This is a genomic window from uncultured Clostridium sp. (assembly GCF_934754915.1).
In the GTDB taxonomy this organism is placed as follows: domain Bacteria; phylum Bacillota; class Clostridia; order Clostridiales; family Clostridiaceae; genus Clostridium.
This window is the reverse complement of sequence record NZ_CAKVKB010000037.1, coordinates 1-16,491: the sequence shown is the minus strand read 5'-3', so window position 1 is coordinate 16,491 and position 16,491 is coordinate 1. Positions and strand designations below refer to the sequence as shown.

The window sequence follows — 16,491 nt, the reverse complement described above, 5'->3', positions numbered from 1 at the left end:
AAGGAGCAGAATATTATGCTTGAGATTAAAGATTTAACAGTCCAATATGGAAAAAAGATGCCTATTATTCAAAATTTCAATCTTTCTATGAAAAAAGGAGAGATTATTAGTATAGTAGGAGAAAGTGGAAGTGGAAAAACTACTGTTATCCGTTCTATTCTTGGTGCATTGCCAGAAGGAGGAAAAATAACCCATGGAGAAATCAACTTCCATGGGGATTCTCTCCTTAAAAAAACAAAAGATGATTGGAGAAAATTGAGAGGAACAAAAATATCTATGATTTTTCAAGACTGTGGCGGAACTTTGAATCCTTTAAGAAAAATAGGTAGTCAGTATGTGGAATATATTTTACAGCATAGAAACATTTCAAAAAAAGATGCAGGTAATATGGCTTATGAGATGCTTAAAAAAATGCGTCTTGCAGATTGTAAAAATATAATGAAAAGTTATCCTCATCAGTTAAGTGGTGGTATGAGTCAAAGAGTTGGAATTGCTATGGCTATGACATTTGATCCAGAACTTTTGCTGGCAGATGAACCGACAAGTGCATTAGATGTGACCACACAGGCACAAATTGTTCGTGAAATGATGGAATTAAGAGAAAAAAGAGGTACGGGAATTATTATTGTAACTCATAATCTTGGAGTTGCAGCTTATATGTCTGATAAGATAATTGTTATGCAGAATGGAGAAGTAGTTGACTGTGGAGCTCGTGATGATGTAATAAAACATCCTGTTAGTGAGTATACAAAGAAGTTATTAATGGCTGTTCCAGAAATGGAGGGAAAACGTCTTGTGTAGTGAAGTAGATGTGATATTAAGAACAAATCATGTTATTAAGAATTTTACAGTTTCAAAAAACCGAATATTGACTGCTTGTAATGATATAAATTTAAATGTTTATAAAGGAAAGACTCTTGGAATTGTGGGAGAAAGTGGATGCGGAAAGTCTACATTTGTTCGGATGCTTACACAGATGGATAATCCAACAAGTGGAGAAATTTTATATCATGGAAAGAATATTGTTGAATTTTCTAAAAAGGAAAAATGGCTGAACAGGCAGAACATACAGATGGTTTTTCAGGATTCATTGGCTTCATTTGACCCTAAAATGAAGATTTTAGATATTGTTACAGAACCACTTTTAAATTATAAAAAAATTAACAGAAATGAAAAAGAAGACAAAGCAATAGAATTACTTGAAATGGTTGGTTTACCAAAAGATTTTATTTATCGTTATCCACATAATATGAGTGGAGGACAAAGACAGAGAGTAAGTATTGCAAGGGCATTAGCTTTGGAACCAGAAATCTTGGTGTGTGATGAAGCTACATCTGCTTTGGATGTATCTATTCAGGACAATATCATTAAATTACTTGTGGAACTTCAAAATAAAAAAGGTGTGAGTATAGTATTTATATGTCATGATTTGGCATTGATTAGCTCATTTGCTCATGAAATTGCAGTTATGTATCTTGGAAATGTTGTAGAAATTCTTCCAGGAGAAAAGGTTGCACATGATTCACGTCATCCATATACGAGAACGCTATTGCAGGCACAATTTTCTGTTAATATTGATGAGATGAAAGAGATTGAAAAAATAGAAGGAGAAAATCCAAGTCCTTTAGAAATATCAAAAGGATGTCCATTTCAGATAAGATGTGAACATTGCAGAGATAAGTGTAAAAAAGAAAAGCCTAAGCTTCAAAAAATAAATCGCAATCATTGGGTATCTTGTCATTATCTGAAAATATGATATAAGGTATATAAGCAAACAAAGAAAAGCCTTAGCTGATAGAATTGCTAAGGTTTTTCTATTATTTTTCTATTAACTATATATTAATACATTTTGGAAAAGTCATGACATTGTATTAATATTATATATGTTAAAATTGTAATTTAGTTTTAATATACTATATTGCAATGTGGTTTAGTTATTATTTAAATATATAGGAATTTATTTTAATAAACAGTTAAATTTCAATAGATTTATTAAATACATAGTAATATTTTATATTTTTTAAAAGATAATATTTATAGAATGCATAGTAAGAAAAAGGAGGGAAATCTGTTGTATAGACTCAGAAGATTTTTGAGACCATATATGAAAGAGACTGTGATAGGTTCAAGTGCTAAATTATTTGAAGCAATATTAGAATTGCTCTTGCCAGTTTTTATGGGAAAAGTCATTGATATTGGAATTGTTAATAAAGATATAACTTATGTTTTAAAAATGGCTGGACTTATGTTTTTAACAATTAGTGTAGGTCTTGCATCGGCATCATTATGCCAGTATTATGCATCGTATACATGTCAGAATGTTGGAAATGATATGAGAAAGAGTCTGCTTAAAAAAATATCATTATTTTCTTATTCAGATATAGATAGTTTTGGAAATGCTACATTGATAAATAGAATGACTAATGATGTAAATCAGGTAGTTTTTGCTGTTGCTATGCTCATAAGGCTTGTAAGCAGAGCTCCATTTTTATGTATTGGTGCATTAATAATGTCTATATATATAGATCCAAAGATGTCTTTAGTATTTGCAGTATTAATACCAATTTTTATCATTGTAATAGCTGTGATAATGAAAAAGACAGTTCCATTATATAAGGCGGCTCAAGGGAAAATGGATGCGCTAGGAAATGTACTTAGGGAAAATTTAAGTGGAGTACGTGTAATAAGGGCATTTGCAAATCACAAAAATGAAAAGAATAGAATGGATAAAGCAACAGAAGATGTTTCAAAAGCATATATAAAGGTAACTAATATATCATCTTTAATGAATCCATTGACTTCATTTATAATGAATATGGGAATTATATTTATGCTTTATGCTGGTGGAATAAACATAAATATAGGAACACTGACTCAGGGAGATATTGTAATTTTAATCAATTATATAACACAAGTTTTATTGGCACTTATAGTAGTTGCAAATCTTCTTGTTACATTTACTAAAGCAGCTGCATCAGCAGGAAGAATTGATGAAATACTTGAATATGTTCCAAGTATAACTGATAAAGAGAATATTAAGATGATTTCGAAAGAAGAACTGGCAGATGAAAAGGAAATAATAAAATTTGAAAATGTATCATTTAAATATAATGCAGAAGAAGTTTTATCAGATATATCATTTGTAATAAACAGAGGAGAAACATTTGGTATTGTTGGAACAACAGGAAGTGGAAAATCAACAGTTGCTAATTTGATTCCAAGATTTTATGAAGCTACTAAAGGAAGAGTACTCTATTGCAATAGAGATGTAAAAGAACTCTCGCAGAGTTTTCTGCATGAACAGATAGGAATTGTTCCACAAAAATCAGTGCTTTTTACAGGAACTATAGCAGGTAACATAAGATGGGGGAAAGAAAATGCATCTGAAGATGACATAATAGAGGCTTTAAAGGGAGCTATGGCATATGAATTTGTTAATAATATGGAAAAAGGAATAGATTCTGTAATACATGAAGGTGGAAAGAATTTTTCTGGAGGACAGAGACAGAGACTTGCAATAGCAAGGGCTTTAGTTAAAAAACCACAGGTAATAATTTTAGATGATAGTTTGAGTGCGCTTGATTACAAGACAGATAAAGAACTTCGTGAATCATTAAAGGAAAATTTAAAAGAAACAACTACAGTTATAATTTCTCAGAGAATAAGTTCAATAATATCAGCAGATAAAATTCTTGTTTTAGATGATGGAATTGCAGTAGGTCTTGGAACTCATGAAGAGTTGCTGGAAAATTGTGATACCTACAAAGAAATATATGAATCTCAGGTTAAGTAAGGGGGAAAGAAACATGAATAATTTCAAGAGAATACTTATATATGTAAAGCCGTATAGATTTCAGGTAATATTGGCTGTTTTCTGTGCTTTTATAAGTAATATTGCAGTAATACTTGCAACCTACTTAAATGGGATTGCTATTGATAATATGCCAGGAGTCAATAATGTTAATTTCAGCAATTTGAAAAGAATTTTAATAGGGCTTGGCTTTATCTATATTATTTCATCATTATTTCAGTGGTTTATTTCAAGATATGCAAATAAGGTGGCATATGAGATAGTTGGGGATATGAGAAGGGATACTTTTAACAGCTTAAATAAGCAGCCATTATCATATTATGATAATCATCCTCACGGAGACATAATAAGCCGTTTTACAAATGACCTTGATAGTGTCAGCGATGCACTTGCAGTATCTATTACCAATGTATTTTCAGGAATGGTTACAGTTATAACTGCACTTGTCTGTATGCTTTATTTAAATGTACAGATTACAATTGGAATACTTGTAGTAACACCTATTGGATTTTTTATTGCATCAATGATAAGCAGATTCAGCCAGAGTTCATTTATAAGACAACAGCAGTCAGTTGGTGAATTATCTTCATTTGTATCTGAAATAGTTGGAAATCAAAAAATAGTAAAGGCTTTTGACCGCGAAAAGACTTCTATGGATCAGTTTGAAAAAATTTCTGATAAACTCTGTAATGAGGCAACTAAAGCTATGTTTGCATCAGCACTTATAAATCCCAGTACGAGATTTATAAATAACATTTCTTATATTGCAGTAGGTCTTGTTGGAGGGATTCTTGCAATTACAAAGGGTGTTTCTGTAGGAACTGTTTCAAGTTTTTTAATATATTCTGCTCAGTTTGCAAAGCCTTTTAATGAAATTTCTGGAATTACAGCACAGATTCAGACAGCATTTGCTTCATTAACTCGTATTTTTAGTATAATAGATGAAAAACCTGAAACTCCTGATAAGAAAGATGCAATAGAGCTTAAAACATGTGATGGAAATATAAAGATAAGCAATATGTATTTTTCTTATGATAAAAAAACTCCATTGATAGAGAACTTTTCGTTTGAAGCAAATCAGGGTGAAACAATTGCAATAGTAGGGCCTACAGGATGTGGAAAGACAACATTTGTCAATTTGTTAATGAGATTTTATGATATAGATAAAGGAGTCATATATATTGATGGAAATAATATATGTGATGTTACAAGAGATAGTCTTAGAAAGAATTTTGGAATGGTTCTTCAGGATCCATGGCTTTTTAATAGTACTGTAAGAGATAATATTTCATATGGAAAACCAGACGCTACAGATGAAGAGATAATTGAAGCTGCTAAAAAGGCACATGCCCATTCATTTATTAAGAGACTTAAAAATGGATATGATACAGTAATTAATGATGAAAATCTTTCAGCAGGGCAGAGACAGCTTTTAACTATAGCAAGAGTAATGCTTGCACAGCCTAAAATCCTTATTTTAGATGAAGCGACAAGTTCAATAGATACACTAACAGAAATTAGAATTCAAAAGGCGTTTTTAAATCTTATGAAGGGAAGAACCAGTTTTGTTATAGCCCACAGACTTTCCACAATTGTAAATGCTGATAAAATAATAGTTATGAACAAAGGAAAGATAGTAGAACAGGGAAAACATGAAGAACTTTTGAAAGAGCAGGGATTTTATTATGAATTGTATAATAGTCAGTTCGCAAATTAAAATGAAATAAATATTCAATAAGTTATATATGTTTATGGGAGAGGTGACAAATGAAGAAAAGAACTATTGATATGACTTATGGAAGTATAATAAAATGCCTTGTATCATTTTCTATACCTTTATTAATGTCCAGCGTTATTCAGCAGATGTACAATACTGTAGATCTTCTTTACGTTGGAAATGTTCTTGGAGGTACAAGTGCAGCTGCAGTTGGGGCTGGAGCTATGCTCATTACATGTCTTATTGGAATATTTTCTGGAATGTCTGTAGGAACCAATATAGTTCTAGCAAAATTCTTTGGCTCATCAGATAAAGAAAATTTGAAAAAAGGGATACATACATCTGTTTTCCTAGCATTAATAAATGGAGTAATATTAACTGGCATAGGAATTATAGGTGCACCTTATATTTTAAAAATTATGAATACACCTATGGATATTATTAAAGAAGCTGTTATATACATAAGAATATATTTTTTAAGTATAACTTCTATGTTGATGTATAATATATGTTCAGGAATTATAAGAGCAGGTGGAAATTCAAGAACTCCAATGACTGCACAGTTTATGGGAGGAATTATAAATATAATTGCAAATTATTTGTTTATCTGTGTTTTTGACTGGGGCATAAAGGGAGCAGCAGCAACATTTTTTTCTCAGACTGCAGGAGCATTAATAGTATTTAAGCATCTTCTTTTAAGTAAAGATGAATTTAAATTTGAATTTAAGAATTTAAAGCTTAACAAAGATATTATGAAACAGATTATATATATAGGAGTACCAGCAGGAATTCAATCTATGGTGATTTCCTTATCAAATGCTGTTGTTCAATCATATATTAATGGTTTGGATGTATATTCCATTAGTGCTTTTGTTTATTATATGAAAGTAGAACTTATAATTTATTATCCAATAATGGCAATAGGACAATCAGCAATGACATTTGTAGGACAGAATATTGGAGCATGTAAAATAGAAAGAATGAAAAAAGGCATATATATGTGTGTATTTTTGGGAATAATCATAACATGTGTATTGAGCATTATTCTATTAAATAGTGGTGCTTTTTGGTTTCAATTGTTTGACAAAGATAAAAATATTATAGACAGTGGATTAAAAATTATAAAGATTACTTTTCCTTTTTATTTCATATATGTGATTATGGAAGTATTATCTTCATCGGTAAGAGGCATGGGAAAATCAATTCCACCTATGATTATTGTATTAAGCAATATATGTATATTTAGGATTATACTACTTTATATAATTGGTCATAATAATTTGACCATAAAAAATGTTGCATCTGTATATCCGATTACATGGATAAGTACAGCAGTTTTTATTTCAATTTATTATTTTATGACTATACGGAAAATCTATAAATAGCAGTTGAAGAATTAGAAAAATTATATTATATATTGCAAGGTAAAAGTACATATAAAATTTATATGACAAATATAAAAATATCAAAGAAGTCTTGTAAAGATTTCAGTATTCAGTGTGAATTTTCAGTTGTGCATTTTAAATTGCAATATATGTATATTATACTTTAATAAAAAATTTCCATATCTCGTTGATAATCTATGTAAAGGTTATTATAATGAAAATACATAGAGATAATATAGGAGGAGTATGGGAATGAAGAAAATAAAATTAGGAAGCAGCAGTTTAGTTGTTCCAGAGGTTATTGTAGGCTGTATGAGATTATGTACTTTGGATGAAAAAGCTATGAACAGCTATATTCACAAAGCAATTGAAGCAGGAATAAATTTTTTTGATCATGCAGATATTTATGGAGATGGGCAGAGTGAAATTATATTTGGAGAAACTGTAAAGAAAGATAATTCTCTTAAACGTGAAGATATGATAATTCAATCGAAATGTGGAATAAGGAAAGGGTATTATGATCTCTCAAAAGAATATATTATAAAGTCTGTTGATGGAATATTAAAAAGACTTCAAACTGATTATTTAGATATTCTGCTTCTTCACAGGCCAGATGCATTGGTTGAGCCAGAAGAGGTAGCAGAAGCATTTGAAAAACTTGAACAAAGTGGCAAGGTAAAGGCTTTTGGAGTATCAAATCATAAGCCTATGCAGATAGAATTATTGAAAAAATATGTTAAACAGGATTTAATAGTGAATCAACTGCAGCTTAGCATTCCTGTATCAAATATGATTGCTAATGGAATGGAAGTAAATATGGAAACATATGGGGCTTCTGATAGAGATGGAAGTGTACTTGATTATTGCAGACTTAATGATATTACAATTCAGGCATGGTCACCATTTCAAATGCCTAATTGGAAAGGTCCTTTTTTAGGAAGTAATGAATATGAAGAACTAAACAAAACTATAAGGGAAATGGCAGATAAATATAATGCTACAGAAACAATGATAGCAGCAGCATGGATATTACGCCATCCAGCTAATATACAGGTTATTGCAGGAACTACTAATGAGGATAGATTGATGCAGATAGCGGCGGCAAGTGACGTGAATCTCTTGAGAGAGGATTGGTATAAATTGTATCTTGCTGCAGGGCATCCATTGCCATAATAAAATATTAAAGTCATAAAAAGTGATTTTTGTCTGATACAAAAATCACTTTTTATATTATTTTAAAAACATTAATCATCTGTTATTTGCACTTTTTCGATAATTCCCAAATTTTCAATAATTTTGTTGGTTTGTATCTTTAATATCTTATTATCTTTTCTTTCTATTACAGATACCTTCTTGAAATCTATAGTGTATTGCTTAATACATTTACTTAAGTCATTTAATAGAGAAGCTTTTATTAATGTCATTTCTTTGCTGTCTATATGTAATTCATATTCCTTTGAATTTCCGAGATCATTAACTATTTTAGCATATTCTTGTTTGAATCTTTCAGCATCTTTTTCTTCAAAAAAGCCATCAAAAGTTAAATTTAAAATTTTATTTTTTTCTAATACTTCAAATTTAAAATTACCCATTCATACCATTCCTCTGTAAAATTTTTTCTATAATTATATACTACAGTCTTTTTTTATAAATTTCAACATTTTCCTAATAAGTAAAAAAATATTTTATTTTTTACTACATTGTAAAATTCATAAAATGCATTTATATTATATATTACAATATAAAGAAATTATTGACATAGAGTTAACTCTAAGTAGTAGAATGAAGCTGTTAAATTATAAATTTATTGTTTTGTAAAGGAGGAATTAGAATTATGAAAGTAAAAAGAATAAGTTTAGCTATTATTATATCTTTAGTAGCGATTTTTACAATAATATTTATGATGAATCATAATTCAAAAGATAGTTCAGCATATGAACCAAAAGCAGATCTTTCGTTTGTAGTTCTTGGAGATGTGCATGATAGTATTAATGGATTTCAAAATGCTGTTAATGATTTTTATAATATAAATAAATCAATAGATGCACTAGTGTTAAATGGAGATACTGTAGATGAAGGAAAAGATGAGCAGTATAAAGATATGAACAAAATAATATCTAAGAATAAAAATAAACTGCCAGATATAATAATTAAAAATATAGGAAATCATGAATTTTATAATTATGATTATGATAGTGATTCTAAAGAAGATATGATAAAATTTATGAATAGATACCTAGAGTTCTCAGGAAATGAAAAAGTTTACAATGACCAATGGATAAAAGGATATCATTTTATATCACTTGGAAGTGATGATGTGGAAAATGAAGGTTTCAATGCTACAATGGCCTCACTCACAGAAGAGCAATTATCTTGGTTTAGAGAAACACTGAAAGATGGATATGAAAAAGGTAAACCTATATTTGTATTTTTACACCAACCAATAAGTGCAGATTTTTTTGGCAGGGATTGGTCTGGTGTAGTGCAGAAGGATGAGATAAAAGAAATATTATCGAATTATCCAGAAGTAGTAATATTCTCATCACATACTCATAAAGATTTTGATGATGATTGTATTAAGGAAAATATGCCATTTACAATGGTTCATACAGGTGCAGTAGGATATACTTTAATAAAAGATGAAAACAGCGAAAATGGAATAAGAAGAGATTCTTCTTATAATAATGGATTATATGTAGAGGTTAATGGAAATAATGTTACAGTTAAGGGCAGAAATATTGCAGACCATGAATGGGTTTTCTCAAAAGATTTATCTATTAATGATACTGAAAATTAAAATTTTATCTTAATGATTTTGTATATATTCTAATTCATAATGTAAGATGAAATATTTGCAAGATTTCTGTGATTATTATATATAATATATATATAATAAATCTTGTAAAAAGAATGGGGAACAATATGTACTTAATATCATTATATTTTGAGGAGAAAACATCACAAAAAATTCAGAAGCTGATAAATAAAGCAGCATGCAAAAGTGGCAATGATTTTATGATTAATGGAAGAGTTCCTCCGCATATAACAATTTCAGCATTTGAAACTTATGAAATACATGAAATTATAAATGCATTAGAAGAAAAAGTCAGAAATATTAAGAGTGGAGATATAACATGGGCATCAATAGGCTCTTTTAAATCATCTGTAATATTTCTGACACCAGTTTTAAATAAATATCTTCATAATATATCTGCCGAAATATATGATGCTATATCAGTAAATACAGGGATAAGTATAAGCAGATATTATAGGCCATTTCAATGGATGCCTCATACGACTATAGCTAAAAAATTAACAAGAGAACAACTATATAGTGCGTTTGAAGAGTTAAACAGGAATTTCACCATTTTTAATGGCAAAGTTACACAGATTGGATTATCAAAAACAAATCCTTATGAAGATATTATAGTATGGAATTTAAAGTAGGAGTGTATGGGTATAAATTATGAAAATACAAGAATCAGCAGAGAATTATTTGGAAACAATATTAATACTTAATAAGCGTATGGAAAATGTAAAGTCTATAGATATAGTTCATGAACTGGGATTTACAAAAGCAAGTGTCAGTGTAGCAATGAAAAATTTAAGAATTAATGGATATATTACAGTAGACAACAGTGGCTTTATAAAGCTTACTCCACAAGGAACTGTTATTGCAGAAAAGATATATGAAAGACATACTCTATTAACTAAATTTTTTATACAGATTGGTGTGGATGAGAAAATTGCATCTGAAGACGCATGCAGAATAGAACATGTAATAAGTGAAGAAAGCTTTCAGGCTTTCAAAAAATTTACATCTGATTTGAATTATAATAAAATAGTTAAATAAAAAACAGCAGAGGTATAATTATGAAAAAAGATATAGCAATCTTTATATCTTCCGTTACTGGGAATACATTGAAAATAGCGAGCAGAGTAAAAGAAGAAATTGAAGGTAAGGGGTATAATATAATTCTTAAAAAGTTTCATGATTTAGAGGAAGTTCAATGTGAAGCAGATTTATATATCTTATGTTTTTGGTGTAGAAGATCAACTCTAGATGATTTGAGCCAGAGATTTGTTTCTAAATATAAGGATCAAAAAATACTTGCATTTGGTACAATGGGAAATTATCCAGACAGCGAGTATGGAGACAGGGTAAGAAAAAATGTAATAGAATTTATAAATGGCCAGAATAAATGTGAAGGGGTATTTTTAAGTCGCGGGAAAATACCTGTTAAGAGGACAGAGTATCGTAGAAACCTTCCCAAAGATCATCCGCATTATTTAAATGAAGAAGGATATAAGCGCCACATTGAATCAAGAAATCATCCTAATGAAGATGATATGAGAAATGCTGTTAATTTTTTAAACCAGTATATAGCTGATAATTTTTAATTAAGAATGCTTGTGAAGAAAAAGGATAAATTCGATTATTTGACAATAGAGAGAGTTAGAATTATAATTTTAATAAAGTCATAAATAGTTGTATATGATAGGAGTTAACGTAATGTCAGAAGAAAATTTGAGAGAGGAATTATACAGCTTGCTGGCAGAATTTTTAAACAGAAGAATAAATAGAACTGTTCAAGACAGCATAAGAGGAGAATATGGAGTATTAAGATATCTTGCATATATAAAAGACAATGTTAATGCAGGGACTTTAACAGAAAAACTTCATGTTGTTCCAGGAAGAATGACTGATATTTTGAAAAGTCTAGAAACTAAAGGATTTATAAAGAGATTTAAAGATGATAAAGATAAAAGAAGAGTAAATGTCTGTATAACAGAAAAAGGGAAAATTGAAGCAGCTGAAAAAAGAAATTATATAACTGATGAATATGAAGGATTGTTTGAAATACTTGGGGAAAATGATACAAAAGAGTTAATAAGATTGTTAAGAATTGTATTATCATATTCAGATAATATTGAGATGTAGTTTGCAAAATGGTATTTGGAAGAATTAATTTAAATTAATATTTCGCATTACGAAATATTTTTTTAACATATTATTTCGCATTGCGAAATAGTTAATTGCTTTTAATATTAAGTATAAGAGGAGAGAGGTCATGATTACATTAGAAAACACAAAAACAATTTATGATTTAGTTAAAAATGCAGGAAAAGAGTATGGTGATAAAGTTTTTTTGCGATATGAAGAGGAAAATGGCAGTATAAAGGAAAGAAGCTATAAAGATTTTGCAAAAGACTGTTCAGCATTCTCATCATGGATGGATGAGAAGAATATATGTCAAGGGCATAAAATGCATGCGGCACTTTTAGGAAGAGGAAGCCACTATTATATGGCAGCACTTTTGGGAATAACAGGTGCAGGTTCTGTATCAATACCTTTGGATGTTCAGCTTAGCAAAGAAGGACTTGTAGATAATATTCTTCGTTCAGATACAGAAGTAATATTTTATGATTGGGAATTTAAGTCTCAAATAGAAATCATAAAAGAAAAATGCCCAAATGTAAAATACTATGTATGCATTCAAAATAGGAATCACTCAGAATGTGCAGAAAACATAATAAATAATTACAGAGAAAAAGAATTTATTTCAAAAGCAGAACCTGAAGAGTGTGCAATAATAATATTTACATCTGGAACTACAGGAAGAGGAAAGGGAGTAATGCTTTCTCATAGAAATCTTATAGATAACACATTCTGCAGCACTGAGAAGGAATGCCAGATTGAAGAAGTATTTTTAAATGTACTTCCTATGCATCATATTTTTTGTCTTAATGGAGATGTTTTTTTAGTAATGCGTTATGGAAGTACTTTATGTCTTGGAGGAAATAACTTATCTAAATTAATGTATTATGTAAAACTTTTTGAACCATCTGTAATTCGTTCAGTTCCAATGATGGCAAAGGCACTTTATAACAAAGTTTTGATGACATCAAAATCAAATCCAGAAATGCCAATAGAAGAAGTAAAGAAAAGCATACTGGGAAAAAGGCTTCACAAGATTGTAAGTGGAGGTGGATATCTTCCTGAATCTCTTGCATTAAATTTTTTGAAATTAAACATAACAATAGGACAGGGATACGGAATGTCGGAATGTTCTCCTAAAGTTTCAGTACCTGATTACAGCAGAACTGATAAGCTGAATTCTGTAGGACAGGCTGTAGATAGATGTGAAATCAGAATTGTAGATGGCGAGATTCAGGTAAAAAGTCCTTCAGTAATGATGGGATATTATAAAGAGCCTGATAAGACAGCAGAAGTAATAACAGAAGATGGCTGGCTTAGAACAGGGGATTTAGGATATTTGGATGATGACAATTTCTTATATCTTACTGGACGTAAAAAAAATCTTATAGTATTAAGCAATGGTGAGAATGTATCACCAGAAGGAATTGAAAATCATTTTGATGGTGAAACACTTATTTCTGATATATTGGTTTATGGAAATGGGGATGTTATAGCAGCTGAAATATATCCTAATTATAAGTATGCTGAAGCAGAAGGAATTGAAGATATAGAGGAAGAAATACAGAAGATTGTAAATAAGCATAATGCAGAACTTCCATCTTATGAAAAAATAGTTCAATGTACAGTAAGAAAAGATCCATTTGAAAAGACATCATCTAAAAAGATAATGCGTCAGAAATATTTTAATAAGAAAAATGAAGAAGAAATAAAAGCAGTAAATGCAAGAAAACCAGAGAATGATATTCAAAAGAAGATTTATGATAGTATAGCTGAAATAATAGGAAATGAACTGTTTGGAATTGACAGCAATATATATGATTGTGGAATGGATTCACTTGGAAGTGTTATGCTTATTGAAGAACTTAATAATAAGTTCAAAAAAACAATGACATTTAATGATCTTATGGAAAACAATACCGTTTTGAAAATAGAAAAATTTATAGAAAATGCTAAGAACATAAATGATATTGATTTAAGCATAAGAAAAGAATACCCTATTACTCCAATGCAGAAATATTTTGCTTATATAATAAAAGGAAATACAACAGCTAATCTTCCATTTACATTTAAGCTTGATAATAGTGTGGATTTAAACAGATTAAAAAAAGCAATTGAAGATACAATTGAAGCACATCCAGGGTTAAAGGCGATTATAAAACCTGATGGAATGATGTATAAGGCATATAGGGATGATTCAAGAAATATAGATATTCCAATAATAAAATTAAGTGAAGAAGAATGGCAGACAAGACTTAAGGAATTACTTGTTCCATTTGCTTACACAGCAGAAGATAATTTATTTCATATATATCTGTTTGAAACAGAAACTTCTAAATATATGTTCTTTGATGTTGCACATATTATGGGTGATGGAATAACAATGAATATACTTTTTGAAGATGTAAATAAATTTTACTGTGGTGAACCTGTAGAAAAAGAAAGTTATACATTCTATGAATACATGCTTGAGATTGAAGATAAAGAGAAAAAGGGCATGAGAGAAAGAGATATAGAATATATAGATAAATTGATGAAAGATTTAAAGATGAAGAGAAGTATCTTAAATAAGAAGGAAAAAGAAGATTATTCTGATGGTACAAATGCAGTTATAAGAAAAAGATTTGAAAGTCTGTCAAGAAAAGAAATTTTATATTTCTGCAGACAGAATTCAGTTTCAGAAAATGTATTGTTTATTACTGCATATAATTACTGCATAAGTCTTTTTAGTGATGAAAAGGATGTTTTTTGTACAAGTATTCACAGTGGAAGAACAGATAACAGATGGACAAGACTTGCAGGACCATTATTCCTTACTTATTATTGTAGATACAATCAGGTTCCTCATGAAAGAGTGACAGATCTTCTTCATAAGTGTGGGAAACAGATTATGGAGACAATGAGATGTTATATAGCTGCTCCACGTGAAGGAGAAATGTTCTTTCAATATCAAGGAGATATTTTGAATATTAATGAAATTGGAGGAGCAAAAGCAGAAAAGATAAGACTTCAGCTTGATTCACTTCCATTTCATATGCAGGTAATGTCAGATGATAAGGGATATTATACAGAATTGCGATATTGGAAAAACAGATTTGATAAGAATCAGCTTGAAATTTTTCTAATATGTTATGAAAGTGTCCTTTCAGCAATGCTTGAGGAAAGATCTGTAAGAAGATTGAAAAAGCACATACCTGAAACTGTATATCCAAAACATTTTTATATAAATGCTGGTGCCATAAATGATGAAGCAGGATATAAAATGATTTCTCATGCAAAAGAAGATGAAAAAATAAAGGTTTATGTACTGGATGAAAATTATAACAAAAAGCCATATGGGGCATGGGGAGTATTATATATTATGGATTATAAACCAAGCTATTATGGAGAAGTGATAGAAAATCCATATGGACCAGGAACTTTATATTGTACAACTGAAAGTGCAAGAATTCTTCCAGATGGTTCAGTCAGTTTCTTGAAAAATAGTGGCAGGACAGTACTTACAGATGGAAGCAGAGGACGTATATATTATGAACTAGGATTCCTTGAATCAGTTCTTCTTGAATATGATGGAATTGATTATGCAGAATGTTATATGAATTATGACAGGGAAATAAATGAAATGACATTGACAGCTGAAATAAAGGGAAATATAAATCCTGATTATGAAGAATTAAAGAAATTCATAGGAGAAAAGTGTCCAAAACATCTTATACCTAAAAATATCAAATATGTTGGCAGATATTAATTTTGCAGATACCCTTATATAGGGAAAAACATAGCAGAAAATAGATAATGAATTTATTTATTTTCTGCTTTTTATCCAAAGTTTAACGAAAATGATTATCATTGACTGGAAGGCAAGACAATAGTATATTATAAATTGTAATTAAAAATGCACAATTGACAGTGAAGGATGAAATCTTTTCAAGATTTCTTTGGTATTCTTATATGTATGAGATAGATTTTATATACAATTTTAATCTTGCAGTATATATAAATTATAGATAAAACACAGGAGGAGAGGCACTATGTCAACAGTTATTATATGTATTTTACTTATTGCTATTTGTTGTTTTTCTTTAAAAAGCTATTTAAAAAAGATAAACAATGGATGTTGTGGTTCTGGAGGAGATGAAATCAAAAAGATTAAGCCTCAAGATAAAAACAAAGATAATTATCCTTATGCATTTAAAATAAATATTGAAGGAATGTCGTGTAAGAACTGTAAAATAAGAGTGGAAAATGGATTTAATGAAGATGGTAATTTTCTAGCAGAAGTAAACCTTAAAGAAAAAACTGCAGATGTCAGATCTAAAAAAGAAGTTTCAGAACAGGAACTTAAAGAAATTGTTAGAAAACAAGGATATAAAGCTGTATCAATAACAAAACTTTAAAATATAAAAACATTTTATTTAATAAATTGGAATATATGTTTTATAAAATATAATAAAAATGGGGCTGTCGAATTGATTTTTTAGAGTCTGTATATAATTTTGTGTAAACTTTTTAGTATTTTGACCTATTAAAATGAAGTTTATCTGAATCTTTTATCAACGTAAACACTGAATTGTACAGGATTTACGTCTGGTGTTGGCATTGATATTAGATTCAGATTTCTTTAGTAATAGAACAGGTC

The 16,491-nt window shown here is 29.5% G+C and carries 14 protein-coding genes; 13 read left to right on the top strand and 1 reads right to left on the bottom strand.

From position 1 onward, the window contains the following. The first annotated feature begins 15 nt into the window (after positions 1 to 15). The 6 genes from Q0F58_RS07970 to Q0F58_RS07945 all read left to right on the top strand — a co-directional run bounded on the left by Q0F58_RS07970 (position 16) and on the right by Q0F58_RS07945 (position 8,086). Complete coding sequence (locus Q0F58_RS07970) at positions 16 to 801, top strand: ABC transporter ATP-binding protein (protein WP_294374733.1); 786 nt, start codon at positions 16 to 18, stop codon at positions 799 to 801. Further along, a complete protein-coding gene (locus Q0F58_RS07965; protein ID WP_294374731.1) occupies positions 794 to 1,756 on the top strand; it encodes an ABC transporter ATP-binding protein in 963 nt (320 codons plus the stop codon). Before Q0F58_RS07970 ends, Q0F58_RS07965 begins: the two co-directional genes overlap by 8 nt. A gap of 312 nt (positions 1,757 to 2,068) precedes the next feature. Further along, positions 2,069 to 3,793: an ABC transporter ATP-binding protein gene (locus Q0F58_RS07960; RefSeq protein ID WP_294374765.1), complete on the top strand. Its 1,725-nt coding sequence runs from the start codon at positions 2,069 to 2,071 to the stop codon at positions 3,791 to 3,793. Positions 3,794 to 3,806: 13 nt separating this feature from the next. Continuing rightward, entirely contained in the window at positions 3,807 to 5,528 is a 1,722-nt protein-coding gene (locus Q0F58_RS07955; RefSeq protein WP_294374730.1) for an ABC transporter ATP-binding protein, read from the top strand. Positions 5,529 to 5,578: 50 nt separating this feature from the next. Further along, the gene (locus Q0F58_RS07950; protein ID WP_294374728.1) at positions 5,579 to 6,913 is read left to right on the top strand and encodes an MATE family efflux transporter; all 1,335 of its coding nucleotides are present in this window, start codon (positions 5,579 to 5,581) and stop codon (positions 6,911 to 6,913) included. 252 nt (positions 6,914 to 7,165) lie between these two features. After that, positions 7,166 to 8,086, top strand: coding sequence for an aldo/keto reductase family oxidoreductase (locus tag Q0F58_RS07945; RefSeq protein WP_294374726.1), 921 nt, complete (start codon positions 7,166 to 7,168; stop codon positions 8,084 to 8,086). Positions 8,087 to 8,157: 71 nt separating this feature from the next. Here the strand turns inward: Q0F58_RS07945 and Q0F58_RS07940 are convergent, their stop codons facing one another. Then, the gene (locus Q0F58_RS07940) at positions 8,158 to 8,505 is read right to left on the bottom strand and encodes a hypothetical protein (RefSeq protein WP_294374723.1); all 348 of its coding nucleotides are present in this window, start codon (positions 8,503 to 8,505) and stop codon (positions 8,158 to 8,160) included. Positions 8,506 to 8,747: 242 nt separating this feature from the next. On the opposite strand from Q0F58_RS07940, the gene Q0F58_RS07935 reads away from it, so the two are divergent. The 7 genes from Q0F58_RS07935 (at position 8,748) to Q0F58_RS07905 (ending at position 16,249) form a co-directional block, all read left to right on the top strand. Then, on the top strand, positions 8,748 to 9,710 hold the full coding sequence (locus tag Q0F58_RS07935; protein WP_294374719.1) for a metallophosphoesterase: 963 nt from the start codon (positions 8,748 to 8,750) through the stop codon (positions 9,708 to 9,710). Positions 9,711 to 9,835: 125 nt separating this feature from the next. Further along, the gene (locus Q0F58_RS07930) at positions 9,836 to 10,360 is read left to right on the top strand and encodes a 2'-5' RNA ligase family protein (protein WP_294374716.1); all 525 of its coding nucleotides are present in this window, start codon (positions 9,836 to 9,838) and stop codon (positions 10,358 to 10,360) included. A 19-nt stretch (positions 10,361 to 10,379) separates the two neighbouring features. Beyond that, positions 10,380 to 10,766 carry a metal-dependent transcriptional regulator gene (locus Q0F58_RS07925; protein WP_294374712.1) on the top strand — a complete coding sequence of 129 codons (387 nt, stop codon included), beginning with the start codon at positions 10,380 to 10,382 and terminating at the stop codon, positions 10,764 to 10,766. 20 nt (positions 10,767 to 10,786) lie between these two features. After that, positions 10,787 to 11,314 carry a flavodoxin family protein gene (locus Q0F58_RS07920; RefSeq protein ID WP_294374709.1) on the top strand — a complete coding sequence of 176 codons (528 nt, stop codon included), beginning with the start codon at positions 10,787 to 10,789 and terminating at the stop codon, positions 11,312 to 11,314. 112 nt (positions 11,315 to 11,426) lie between these two features. Continuing rightward, positions 11,427 to 11,855, top strand: coding sequence for a MarR family winged helix-turn-helix transcriptional regulator (locus Q0F58_RS07915; RefSeq protein WP_294374706.1), 429 nt, complete (start codon positions 11,427 to 11,429; stop codon positions 11,853 to 11,855). A 130-nt stretch (positions 11,856 to 11,985) separates the two neighbouring features. Continuing rightward, entirely contained in the window at positions 11,986 to 15,600 is a 3,615-nt protein-coding gene (locus Q0F58_RS07910) for an AMP-binding protein (RefSeq protein ID WP_294374704.1), read from the top strand. 283 nt (positions 15,601 to 15,883) lie between these two features. Beyond that, positions 15,884 to 16,249 carry a heavy-metal-associated domain-containing protein gene (locus Q0F58_RS07905; protein ID WP_294374703.1) on the top strand — a complete coding sequence of 122 codons (366 nt, stop codon included), beginning with the start codon at positions 15,884 to 15,886 and terminating at the stop codon, positions 16,247 to 16,249. Positions 16,250 to 16,491 lie beyond the last annotated feature (242 nt).

Excerpts from the sequence above, each read along its gene's own strand:
- Q0F58_RS07935 (WP_294374719.1), top strand. The coding sequence starts at position 8,748 with ATGAAAGTAAAAAGAATAAGTTTAGCTATTATTATATCTTTAGTAGCG.
- Q0F58_RS07970 (WP_294374733.1), top strand. The coding sequence starts at position 16 with ATGCTTGAGATTAAAGATTTAACAGTCCAATATGGAAAAAAGATGCCT.
- Q0F58_RS07930 (WP_294374716.1), top strand. The coding sequence starts at position 9,836 with ATGTACTTAATATCATTATATTTTGAGGAGAAAACATCACAAAAAATT.
- Q0F58_RS07915 (WP_294374706.1), top strand. The coding sequence starts at position 11,427 with ATGTCAGAAGAAAATTTGAGAGAGGAATTATACAGCTTGCTGGCAGAA.
- Q0F58_RS07910 (WP_294374704.1), top strand. The coding sequence starts at position 11,986 with ATGATTACATTAGAAAACACAAAAACAATTTATGATTTAGTTAAAAAT.
- Q0F58_RS07905 (WP_294374703.1), top strand. The coding sequence starts at position 15,884 with ATGTCAACAGTTATTATATGTATTTTACTTATTGCTATTTGTTGTTTT.
- Q0F58_RS07945 (WP_294374726.1), top strand. The coding sequence starts at position 7,166 with ATGAAGAAAATAAAATTAGGAAGCAGCAGTTTAGTTGTTCCAGAGGTT.
- Q0F58_RS07955 (WP_294374730.1), top strand. The coding sequence starts at position 3,807 with ATGAATAATTTCAAGAGAATACTTATATATGTAAAGCCGTATAGATTT.
- Q0F58_RS07920 (WP_294374709.1), top strand. The coding sequence starts at position 10,787 with ATGAAAAAAGATATAGCAATCTTTATATCTTCCGTTACTGGGAATACA.
- Q0F58_RS07940 (WP_294374723.1), bottom strand. The coding sequence starts at position 8,505 with ATGGGTAATTTTAAATTTGAAGTATTAGAAAAAAATAAAATTTTAAAT.
- Q0F58_RS07925 (WP_294374712.1), top strand. The coding sequence starts at position 10,380 with ATGAAAATACAAGAATCAGCAGAGAATTATTTGGAAACAATATTAATA.
- Q0F58_RS07950 (WP_294374728.1), top strand. The coding sequence starts at position 5,579 with ATGAAGAAAAGAACTATTGATATGACTTATGGAAGTATAATAAAATGC.